Consider the following 12484-nt stretch of genomic DNA (forward strand, 5'->3'; position numbering starts at 1 on the left):
ATAAACCTGTGCTTATTATGAAACTAACACTTATTTTGCTAACAGTTACCTTCTTACAGGTGTCTGCCGCAACTTATGCACAGAAGGTTACTTTAAAGGTTAAACAAACAACTTTAAAAGAGGTTTTCGAAGAGATCAGGAATCAAACCAGTTATGATTTCCTGTATAATTCTGATGATCTTAAGCTGGCTAAACCGGTAACCGTTGATCTTACTAATGCTACCATAAACCAGGTCATGGACCTGTGTTTAAGCAATCAGTCATTAACCTATTCTATCGACAACAAAACCATTCTCATCCGCAGAAAAACAGCGGCAGAGAATAATGCCCCTAAAAAAATTAGCGGTAAAGTTGTTGATAGTAAAGGTTTGCCTTTACCGGGTGTAACTGTTAAGCAAAAGGGTTCGACAGCAGCCGCTATAACCGATTTAAATGGTAATTATACCATCAACGTTACAGAGGCAAATGCCAGCCTTGTTTTCACCTTTGTGGGTTTCAGGCCTAAGGAAGTTGCCCTTAACGGCCGCTCAGAAATAAACGTTACACTGGAGGATGCCCCGCAAGACCTTTCTGAGGTTGTGGTTGTGGCATACGGTGTACAAAAGAAAGAAACCGTAACCGGCGCTATTACTTCAATTGGCACCAAAGACCTGGTGCAGTCGCCGGTTGCTAACCTGAGTAATGCGCTGGCCGGTCGCTTATCGGGTTTAACGGTAACCCAAACCAGCGGTAAACCTGGTTCTGATGGTGCTACGCTTTATGTGCGTGGTGTTGGTACTTACACCGGCCAAACAGCACCGCTTATCATGGTTGACGGTATTGCCCGCGACAGCTATGACGATATCGACCCCAATGAGGTTGAATCTATCAGTATCCTGAAAGATGCTTCGGCCACGGCAGTGTACGGTGTGCGTGGTGCAAACGGTGTTATCCTCATCACTACCAAACGTGGTAAAGAGGGAGCTCCTAAAGTAAGCGCTACCTTCCAAACGGCTATTTCGCAGTTTTCGAGCATGCCAAACTTTGTTAACTCGTACCAGTATGCTACCCTGTTAAATGAGCAGAGCTATGAAAACTACTGGATCCAGCATTCAAAGGATGCCGACGTGCATACCTGGAACGATTTCGTGACCAAACGCGATGCCAACTGGATCAAGGACGCTACCATATATTACTCGCCCGAGGACCTGAAATATTACCAAAACGCTCATACGCCAACTATTAACGGGCAAACAAACCCTTATTATGATCCTTACGGCCACCCTGACCAGGACTGGAAAAAACAGATCTTTAATAAGTTTGCCCCTCAAACACAGGTAAACGCCAACATTACCGGTGGTACCAAGGCAACTAAATACTTTGTTTCCTTAGGTTACCTGGCACAGGGCGGTTTGTTCAATACCGATTATATGCCTTTCTCTGACGAGATGCAGTTTAAAAAGAAACGTTATAACCTGCGCTCCAATCTCGATTTTGATGTAAACAGCGATTTTCGTGTATCGGTGGATGTATCTACCCAATACGTAACTATCACCGGTATGGATAACGATGGCTACACCTGGGAAAAACGGATCTTATGGTCATCTCCGCTTGGTTCGCCTGGTATAATTAATGGTAAGTTTGTGGTGCCTTTCACCAACCAAAACGACCAGCTTAACCCGTTGTACGCTATTGCCAACAGCAACAACTACAATATTACAACTAACAGTACTTTAAACTCAGCCATCAAGTTAACTTATAAACTGGACGATATTACGCCCGGTTTATCGGTAAACGCACGTGGTGCTTATGATAGCTATTTCCAAAGCCGTACCGGTGGTAAATACACGCCGTTATTGTATGGTTTGCGCGCAAATCCTAACGGTAATAAGCTGGATCCTATCCTGGTACAATTAACCAATGATGTTGCGCCAGCCCGCTGGACTGATTTTTACACTGATAAATGGCGTAAGGTATACGGCGAGTTCTCTATCAACTATAACCGTGTATTTGCTAAAAAGCACACCGTTACCGCTTTGATCCTGGCCAACGCCGAGAAAAAATATGATCCGCATTTGTTGTATGACCTTCCGCACGCATACGAGGGTGTATCGGGCAGGGTAACTTATAACTACGGCGACCGTTACCTGGCCGAATATAACATGGGTTATAACGGGTCTGAAAATTTCCCTGAAGGGAAAAGGTTTGGCTTCCTGCCGGCATATTCATTAGGATGGCTTGCAAGCAATGAGTCTTTTTTCCCAAAAACTGACTATATCACTTATTTAAAAGTCAGGGGATCATTAGGTAAAGTAGGTAATGACAACATAGGCGGTGCACGTTACCTGTATCTGCCCGATACCTGGCAGTATACACAGGGTTATAACAATGGCGGTGGTTATACATTTGGTACCCTTAATGATCGTAACACCATACAGGGTGCACAGGAAAACGTATTGGGTAACCCTAACGTAACCTGGGAAACGGCTACCAAATCAAACATCGGTTTGGAAACACACCTGCTTAATGATCGCCTTTCGCTTACTTATGATCACTATAATGAGCATCGTAAAAACATTCTCTCTTATAAAGGCACCATACCGGGTATAGTGCAGGCAACCTTGCCTCCATATAACCTGGGCGAAGTAAAAAACTGGGGTGATGAAATTGAATTAAGCTATACCAGCGCCCCAGGCAAATTTAACTGGTGGATTAAAGGTAATGCCTCAACCAATCATAACAAGATCCTGTTTAAAGATGAAGCCATTGCTCCGGGTTTAGAATACCAGGCAGCTACCGGCAGGCCAATTAACCAGGGCTCATACCTGCGGGCCGACGGGCTTTACACTTCCTGGTCACAGCTATACAAAATTGATGGCAGCGGTAACCCGATATTGTCGCAACCGGTTTTGGCTGTTGGTAAAGATGGCAAACCGTATAACAACGCGGCAGGTAACCCTGTATACCAAAAAGATCTTGGTTATGCGGGTGCACCTTTGCAACCAGGCGAGGTAAGGCTGAAAGACGTTAACGGCGATGGTGTTATTAACGAAAAAGACTATGTACGTTCAGGCAAAACTGATCTGCCTACGTTGAGCTACGGTGTGTCATTCGGTTTCAATTTCCATGGGTTCGATTTTTCGGCCTTGCTACAGGGACAGTCAGGGGTGGCTAAATATGCCATGCAGGAGCTCCACTTTAACAAACAGCAATCATTGTTTGATGTGGATTTGAACAGGTACACCCAGGATCGTTATGACCATGGCGACCGCATTGATTTCCCAATTGCTGCTTATAACCAGGCTGCAGCCTACAATACCTTCTTTTTGAAAAGTACAGCCTTTGTGAGGCTGAAAAATGCGGAAATAGGCTATACGCTTAAACCCGAACTTTTGAAAAAAGTGGGGATCCGTTCTGCCCGCTTTTATATCAACGGATATAACCTTTATACATGGTCGCCAAACAAGATCTGGGGCGATCCTGAAAACTTAGGTTATATCGGTTACCCGCTTACCCGCACCTATAACGTAGGCGTTAATGTTAATTTTTAATCATAAAATATAGCAATGATGAAAAGAACAAATATTATTTTACTGCTTGTGGCTTGTTTCATAGGCAGTATGCTTTCAACAAGCTGTAAAAAAACTTTTCTTGAAAAGCCTAAAGGCGGTGCGGTAACGGTTGATACCATTTTTGATACCCGCAACCAGGCTCAATATGCGGTGGCCCAGATGTATATGCTATGTGTTAGGGGATATTTTCCTGAAACGTACGATGGCTGTCGTCCCGAAGCATTGACCGATCAGCTTTATATCATCCACCCGGCTTATGACTGGGCTTCAAATACCATTAACACAGGCTCGTACATTACCGGTAACATGAGTGCCGATAACAATTGCGATTATGGTTTTGGACAGGATAACGGCGCCGGTTTTTACTGGCATTATAAAGGCATCAGGCAGGCTAACCTCGTACTGAAAAATATTGATAAGGTAGCCGATGCCGATAATGCATGGAAAACTGATACCAAAGGCCAGGCCTTGTTTTGCCGTGCTATGCAGCATTACGAATTGTTCAGGTATTACGGCGGTGTGCCTATCGTAACCAAACCGCTTGATGGTACAGTGAAAATAGCTATCCCGCGTAGTTCGGTACAATCAGTTGTTGACAGCGTTGTGAAATGGTGCGACCAGGCAGCTACCATGTTGCCGGCTACACGCCCAAGTGCAGATTTTGGCAGGGTTACCAAACTGGCCGCCCTGGCTTTAAAGGCAAGGATCCTGTTGTATGCAGCGAGCCCGCTTTATAATACACCTGCCGGTATGAAAGGCGAAGTATCAGGTGCAAGGTTTAATGACAGCCGCGATACTGTATTGGCTTATGCCAGCTATGACAAAGAACGCTGGAACAAGGCTGCTAAAGCTGCTAAAGATGTGTTGGATAATGCGGCTGCCGGTGGTGTTTCTTTATACAATACAGGTAAGCCCGAAACAACCGGCGAAACCTATGCAACTTTAGGCGATTATGAATCGGTATGGAACGTGTTTGCCAATCAGGAGCTGATCTTGGTTAACACTTCAAACCAGGTTCCGGGTGCCGGGGGCGGCTGGGGTGATGGTTCGGCATGGGGCCAGTACCTGTCGTCGAAACTGCGTTTGGCTCAATGGGGTGTTAAAAATAACGTGCCTATCGAGTTCATCCAGCAATACGAAAAACGCGACGGCACCAAATGGACAATGCCTGCTACTGGTGCAGATTTACCGGCGGATGCCACAGCCTGGAACCTCGACCCTCGTTTTTATCAAACCATTGCTTATGATGGTAAGTATTACAGCAGTCAGCGCGGTATCCTCGCTTACTACAAAAAAGGTGATTACAGCACAGACGGTAATTTGGCCAGCAGTGATGCTGGTGTGGATGGTTACGCTACCGAAACCTACAAGTTTGTTGCAAGGGTTGATAACATGACCGATAACCACTTTGCCTGGCCGGTGTTTCGCCTTGCCGAGTTTTACCTTGGTTATGCCGAAGCGCTTAACGAATACCAGGGCCCAAGTGCCGAAGCTGCAACTTATCTGAACAAGATCAGGCAACGTGCCGGGATGCCTGATAAAAACCCGGCCACTATTGATGCGTTCAGGGATGCGGTTCAAAATGAGGAAACTATTGAGTTTGCTTACGAAGGCCATCGCTATAATGACCTGAACCGCTGGTTAAAAGCCAAAACTGTATTGAATACGGTATTACACGGTATTCAAACAACTGCCAGGAACGTTGGCGGACAATTAAAACGCACATGGACAACTGTGCCATTTGTTACAAGGGTGTTCCCTGCCAAATATTACTATGTTCCTTTTCCGAGTACCGAGATCAGTTTAAGGTATTTAGGCAATAGTAGCTGGGACGGACAAAATCCAGGTTGGTAACAGGCTTTTAAACATTAACAATTAGTGAGAAACAATGAAAAAAGATTATAAAAACTTTTTGGCCTGGATGTTTGCGTTCTGCAGTTTTTCGGCGGCTAACGCCCAAACCGCAGGTACGGCACCGGCCGACACCATAAAAAAGGCAAGCTCATATAAAGACTTTGTTGACGGCGGCTTAAGAATAGATAAATCATGGCGTAACACTGGCGCGGTTTTTACCCTCTCGGGTGAGGACCTGACCCGCATGACCTCGGGCAACCTGCTTAATACATTGCAGGGCCGGATCCCCGGTTTAACTGTAGTTACCGGATCGGGCGAGCCTGGTTACGATAATCCAACCTTTTACATGAGGGGGGTAAGCAGCTGGAACCTTCAGGGTAACCAGGTGCTGATATACCTTGATGGTTTCCAGGTTGATATGGGTGCTATCAGCGGCCTTTCGGCTTATGAAATTGAATCGGTTACCTTACTGAAAGATGCGGCTGCATTGGCAGTTTATGGACTTGAAGGTGGTTCGGGTGTATTAAGCATTCGTACCAAAAAAGGCGCGGTATTAAATAAAACGCAGGTGTTTGTAAATGGTAAATACGGCATATTAAGCCCTATCGATCTGCCTAAAGTGATGGACGCTTATGGCTATACCACCAACTATAACAACGCGCTTACTAACGATGGTTTGCCCATTAAATACGCAAATCCCGAATTGTATAAGGCAGCTAATGACCCTTTTCACCCAAATGTGAACTGGTATGATGAGCTGCTCAAAAAGACTTCGGCTATCCAGGATTATAATTTCGGTTTCCGTGGAGGTAACAACACAGCCCGCTTTTTTGTGCTGATGAACTATACCAACTTTGAAGGTTTATACAAAAATGCCGATATCATTGACAAAGATTTTGGTACCAATGCCAAATACACCAAGTTAAACCTCAGGGCAAATATTGAGTTGCAGCTTAACAAAAACCTGTTAGTAACCGCCAACATCAGCGGTATTACTGAAGACAGGAATACACCATCAGGCTTTACCGCGGCACAGGTGTTCAATAACATCATGGCTATCCCGGCAGCTGCCTTCCCGGTAAAAAACCCTAACGGCACATGGGGCAACAGCTCGGTATATAAATTTAACCCGGTACAGCTGTTACAGCAAAATGGTGTTTACCAATCCCATACCCGTAACCTGCAAACCAACTTTAGCTTTGTACAAAAGCTGGATAAACTTACCCCAGGCCTCGACTTAAAAGGCGAAGTATCTTTTGCTAACCAGTATGTAGGTATCTACCAGAAACAATTCTCGGTAAACTCATACGAAATTACCGGTCAGGATGCACAGGGAAATGCCATTTATGGCTCAACCCCTGTAACACCGATCAGCCAGTCGAGCAGTGACGGCGGCGGCGCGCACTGGAACCGTACAACCGTAAGGGCAGGTTTTGATTACGACCGCACTTTTGGCAAATCAACCTTTACCGGTATGATCCAGGCCCGCAGGCAGGGTTATACGCATGATGGTATTGTTTACCAGGTACGTACGCAAGGCATTGCCGGTAATGTGACTTATGACTACGATAAAAAATACATTGTTGATCTTTCGGGTTCATACAGCGGCTCGGCCGATTTTGCACCGGGTCACCGTTATGGCTGGTTTCCAGCTTTGGGTTTGGGCTGGATAGCATCTAAAGAAGATTTCCTGAAAGATAACTCAACCATCAACTTCCTGAAAGTGCGTGCATCATACGGTACTGTTGGTAATATCAATGAAGCTTACCGCTTTTTATACCAGCAATATGCAGTTGGCGCAGCTGGTTGGATCACAGGTACCGGTAATACCGCACACGGAGGTCTGACCGAAGGCCCTTTTGCTAATCTTGATTTTGCATGGGAAAAGAAAACAACTTTAAACGTAGGTCTTGATTTTACCGTGTTCAAAAAACTGTCGGGTACTTTAGATGTGTTTACCGAAAAACGTAAAGGTATTTTGGAGATCCCATCAGCATCGGTACCTGATTACACAGGCTTTAACCTGCAATACGCCAACACCGGCGAAGTGCAGAACAAAGGTTTGGAGGCTTCATTAAAGTACGAGCAAAACGATTACAAATTTAAATACTACGTAGGTGGCTCCATTGCTTACGCCCGTAACAAGATCACCAAACGGTCCGAAAACCCGCAGCCATACAATTACCTGTACACCCAGGGATATCCTATTGGCCAGATGAAAGGGCTGGTATATACAGGCTTTTACCAGCAATCGGATTTTGATGCCAATGGTAATTTAAAATCGGGTGTTGTTGCCTCATCATATACTAACGTAAAACCCGGCGACCTGAAATTCAAAGATCAGGACGGTAACGGGATCATCAATGATTATGATAAAGTGCCAATGAACTATGCAAAACTACCTGAGATCACTTTAGGTTTTAACCTTGGTTTCAAATATGCCGGTTTTGATTTTGACGCTTACCTGCAGGGCGTATTGCACCGCACTGTAAGCCTGCTTGATGATGCATATACTTATACCCATCCGTTTGTATACAATAATAATATCTCTGAATTTTCGGCAAACAGCTGGACGCCTCAAAACGCCGCTACTGCTACCTCGCCGCGGTTATCAACCCTTGCAAATCCTAACAACGACCAGCAATCTGATTTCTGGATGCGCAATGGCAACTTCCTGAAATTACGCAGTGTTGAATTGGGGTACACCCTGCCTCAGCGCGGATTTTTAAGAAAGCTTGATGCCGTAAGGGTTTTCGTGAATGGTACCAACCTGTTTACCTGGGATAAGATAGAAGGCCTTGAGGCCGAGCGCCTGTCTATGGGCTATCCTTTGGTAAAAGCAGTAACATTTGGTATGAAAGTGAAATTGTAGTATTAAAATTTGATTTACAAGGAAATGAAAAGAAATCGATATATAATAACAATGCTGGCTCTGGGCACCGTGCTTTACTCATCATGTAAGCATGATTACCTTGAGGTGCAAACCATTAAGGCCGACATTACCACTGACAAGCTGTATTCAAACTACACGTATGTACAGCAACAGATGTGGAATACCTATAGCTACATGCCCGATGGTTTTGCAGACCTTGATCTTGATGCAGCAACCGACGAAGCGGAAGCTACAAACTCGGTTGAGCGTGTGCAGGCTTTCAATTATGGTACCTGGAACCAGTACAATAACCCGAATGATGTTTGGGCCCGTAATTTCGATGGTATCCGCCAGGCAAACCTTTACCTTAAAAATAAGGATAAGGTTGATATCAACTACATCAAGGATAAAATTACCTCTACAGATTCAACTACCTACTTCAACGCCCGTAACAACGTTAAGTTTATGGAAGGTGAGGCCTTGTTTTTAAAAGCCTACTTTTATTTTGAGTTGGTGAAGCGCTATGGTGGTGTGCCTATTTTTGAGCAGCCGCTTGATTATAGTGATCCTAATACCTGGAAAAACGTACAACGTAATTCGGTTGATGAATGTATCAAATACATCGCCTCATTATGTGATAAGGCTGCTGCCATCATCCCTGCTAACCTTTCGCCATATTCATGGTATGAGGCTGGCCGTGTAACCAATGGTGCTATTAAGGTATTAAAAGCCAAAGCCCTGCTTTATGGTGCAAGCCCGCTGTTCACTGCAAACGGCTCAACTACTACCTGGGCTCAGGCTGCGGCTGCGGCGCATGATGTAATTGCTTTGGGCAGTTACTCGCTTGATGCCAGCTACTCTAACCTGTTTGGTGCAAATAATACCACATCGGGCGAGGTGATCTTTTACCGCCGTTATGGTGCTATAAACTCCATTGAGTACAACAACTTTCCAATTGTGTTTCAAAATAGCAACGGAAACAGCTTAACGCCGACAGAAAATTTGGTTAGTGATTACGAGGTACTTGTAAAATCAGGAAGCACTATCACCGGTTCGGTTCCGTTTGACTGGAATAACCCTGCTCATGCGGCGGCTCCCTACACCAACCGCGATCCGCGTTTTGCTGCTACTGTTGTTTATAACGGTGCATCGTTCAAATCAACTACAATCCAAACCTATTTTGGAGGTAACAGCGGTTTACCAAGGCAAAACGCTACCAAAACAGGCTACTATTTGTCAAAATGGTCAAACCAATCTGTCGATTTGATCAACAATACAACTACCAATCACGCCTGGATCTATTTCAGGTATGCCGATGTTTTGCTGAGCTACGCCGAGGCGATGTTTAATGCTTACGGGCCTGATGCCGATCCGCAGGGATTTGGGATGACAGCTTTGCAAGCCATTAACAGGGTAAGGCAGCGTGTGCAAATGCCTGCCTTAACGGCAGCGCAATTAAATCAGCAGGCTATTGAACACGAGCGTAATGTTGAGCTAAGCTTTGAAAACAATCGCTTATGGGATGTACGCAGGTGGAAAAAAGGTGTAAGCTATTTCAGTAAACAGGTAAACCGTATTGATATTACTGCTGCCGGTGTTTACACTGTGAAAAAGCTGGAAGACAGGGTATTTACCACCAAAATGGAATGGTATCCTATACCGCAGGCCGAAATTTCAAAAACAGGCTGGACACAAAATCCGGGCTGGTAAATATAACCGGATCATCGCTTCGTTTTTGGGGCGATGATCTGTCAATGATTTAAATTAATAATGTAAAAAATATTTTCATGAAAATTAATGCATCATTAGTAAAGCTTTCGGCAGCATGCCTGTTGCTGGGAGTTGCAGGCTGCAAACAGGAGTACCTGAACGGTGTAAAATCAAATCCTGAGGTAAAGGTATACCTGCCCGATTCTGAAAAGCCAAACGGTCTTGTTGACGTAATGGCCGGGAGCTCACTTAAGGTTGACAGTGCGAAAAGCACGGTAAACTTTTCCATCCCGGTATATCGTGGCGGCGAATCAAATTTTGAAACGTTAACCGTTGATGTAAGCACAGATAACAGCGCTATTGCCGGTTTAATAACCGCCGGAACATTGCCGGCAAATACCGTGTTGCTCGACCCAGCCGATTATACCCTGGATGCGAAAGACACCGTTGCGCTAAACAACAACATTATGAAGGGCAGTATTACGCCTAAAATAAAGATTGCCGCCCTTAATAAGTATGACGGTAAAATAGCTGCACTGGGTATTAAAATAGCTAACTCATCAAAACAGGAAGTAAATACCGATATGAACAAGGCTATTATTTACTTCAGTGTTGCAGATCTGATTGATGCTATCACCCCTAAAACCAACCTGATAGATAATACAAAATGGCAGATCTATCACCGTGGCGATGGTGTAACATTTAAGGTAAACACCGATGGCAGCGTACTGGCAACCGGCGGTAACTGGGGTCAGCAGGGCATTGTTCAGGCTGTTGAAGTAAGGGCTAATAAAAAATACAAGATTGATATGAACGTAGCCGGCTCAGGTGCCACCGATTGCTGGTTTGAGGTTTATGTTGGCCAGGCGGTACCTTCTGAAGCGAGTGACTATGCCGATGGCGGTACCCGTATTGCACTGAATACCTGGAATGGCTGCGGTAAATCGCCTTTTAACGGTTTGTTATCGTCAATATCATGTGCGGGCAGCGGTAATGTTGTATCTTTCCCTACAAGCGGTACTGCTTATGTGCTGATCCGTTCGGGTGGTTCAACGCTGGGTACAACCGGGATCAAGATCACTAATGTAGATTTCAGGAGAGTGAATTAAAATCAGAACAAGAAATAGCCAGCCGATTCTCAATGATAAATTGAGATTTAGTTGATTAGTATAATTTTATACTATGAAGCGCCCCGGGGTGAGATCCGGGGCGTTGTTTTTTGGGAGGAAAAAACGGGTCGAAAAACAGTGTTTTAGCGGATTGATGTTGTAAAGTAGATTGCGTTAATTAGTGACAATATATTTAACCTAAACGTTATGGAAATTACGCAGTTAGACCAGGCTGGTCTTAATCTTATCAAACAGTTTGAAGGTTGTATTTTGCACCCTTATCTTGACCTGGTGGGTATTCCCACTATTGGTTTTGGTCAAACTTACTATCCAGCAACAGGTAAAAAGGTTACTCTGCAAGATCCGCCTATAACCCAGCAACAGGCCGATGATATGTTTTTGGTGATGCTGAGGCCTTATGAACTTGCAGTTTACTCAACCACCCGCGATGATATCACGCAGAATAATTTCAACGCACTTGTTAGTTTAACCTATAACATAGGCACCGGAGGGTTCAAAACTTCAACTGTACATAAACTTGTAAACGAGGGAATATCTGATGAACGCCTTGAAGCGGCATTCCTGATGTGGAAAAAGGCCGGCGGGAAAGTAATACCAGGACTCATAGCCAGACGAAAAAAAGAATACCAGGTTTATATATCCTGAGGTTGTTGTTAATAAGAATAAAATTGCCTGGAGTATTACGTTATAGTGCCCCCGTAAAAGCGTAGTATTTCTTGCTTTTCTTTTTAGTTACCACGCTCAAAAACACACCTGATAACTATGTTATAATGTTTGTCTCAAACTTTTTAAGCCCCTGACTTTTTCCTGATCCTTAGCAAACCATTGGCAGTAGTTGCATAAATAACGCCTTTTGAATCCTGTACCATCTGGTAAATAGTAAAGCCTGGCAGCGGTGAATTATTATTGTGATAATTTTCCCAGCCATCATTAAGGTCAAATCGTACTATGCCCGATTCATCTGTTCCCAGCCACAAAACATGCTCAAACTTATCGTATAACATAGTATTAACATGATTAGCTGGTATGCCCGAGTTTTTATCGTTATAGTGAAGCCAGTTACCATTAAACTTTAATACAGCTACACCTTCTTTGTCACTATCACTTTCGCCGGATTGCTTATTGCAATCAACCAAAGAGAAGTAAACATTTCCTTTTTCATCCTCTACCGCGCCCGAAATGGTTGCATTTTTTAGCGGGGTATTATTGAGGCTGTTAAATGAGGTAATAACGCTTTTATCAATCATGAGAGTGCCTTTTGAGGTACCTATCCAAAGTCGTTTCTGACTATCTACATAGGCAAAAAGCACATTGCTTGATGGCATTTCGGGCATCGATTTTTTGTTGATTACAACTACTTTGTCTTT

7 protein-coding genes are annotated in these 12484 nt (G+C 44.3%); 6 read left to right on the forward strand and 1 reads right to left on the reverse strand.

The genetic code is table 11. The annotated features are described in order from the left end of the window. Positions 1-17 precede the first annotated feature (17 nt). From VF500_RS26265 to VF500_RS26290, 6 genes are all read left to right on the forward strand, one after another. Positions 18-3530: a TonB-dependent receptor gene (locus VF500_RS26265; protein WP_330862505.1), complete on the forward strand. Its 3513-nt coding sequence runs from the start codon at positions 18-20 to the stop codon at positions 3528-3530. A gap of 15 nt (positions 3531-3545) precedes the next feature. Continuing rightward, the gene (locus VF500_RS26270; protein ID WP_330862506.1) at positions 3546-5405 is read left to right on the forward strand and encodes a RagB/SusD family nutrient uptake outer membrane protein; all 1860 of its coding nucleotides are present in this window, start codon (positions 3546-3548) and stop codon (positions 5403-5405) included. A 34-nt stretch (positions 5406-5439) separates the two neighbouring features. Continuing rightward, positions 5440-8277, forward strand: a complete 2838-nt coding sequence (locus VF500_RS26275; RefSeq protein ID WP_330862507.1) for a SusC/RagA family TonB-linked outer membrane protein — start codon at positions 5440-5442, stop codon at positions 8275-8277. Between the two features lie 51 nt (positions 8278-8328). Then, the gene (locus tag VF500_RS26280) at positions 8329-9987 is read left to right on the forward strand and encodes a RagB/SusD family nutrient uptake outer membrane protein (protein WP_330862508.1); all 1659 of its coding nucleotides are present in this window, start codon (positions 8329-8331) and stop codon (positions 9985-9987) included. A gap of 77 nt (positions 9988-10064) precedes the next feature. After that, positions 10065-11096: a DUF1735 domain-containing protein gene (locus VF500_RS26285; RefSeq protein ID WP_330862509.1), complete on the forward strand. Its 1032-nt coding sequence runs from the start codon at positions 10065-10067 to the stop codon at positions 11094-11096. 207 nt (positions 11097-11303) lie between these two features. After that, positions 11304-11762, forward strand: a complete 459-nt coding sequence (locus tag VF500_RS26290; protein WP_330862510.1) for a lysozyme — start codon at positions 11304-11306, stop codon at positions 11760-11762. Between the two features lie 143 nt (positions 11763-11905). On the opposite strand, the gene VF500_RS26295 is transcribed toward VF500_RS26290, so the two are convergent. Next, on the reverse strand, positions 11906-12484 hold a 579-nt coding region (locus tag VF500_RS26295; protein WP_330862511.1), incomplete at its 5' end, for a two-component regulator propeller domain-containing protein.

This window comes from Mucilaginibacter sp., assembly GCF_036383575.1.
In the GTDB taxonomy this organism is placed as follows: Bacteria; Bacteroidota; Bacteroidia; order Sphingobacteriales; family Sphingobacteriaceae; genus Mucilaginibacter.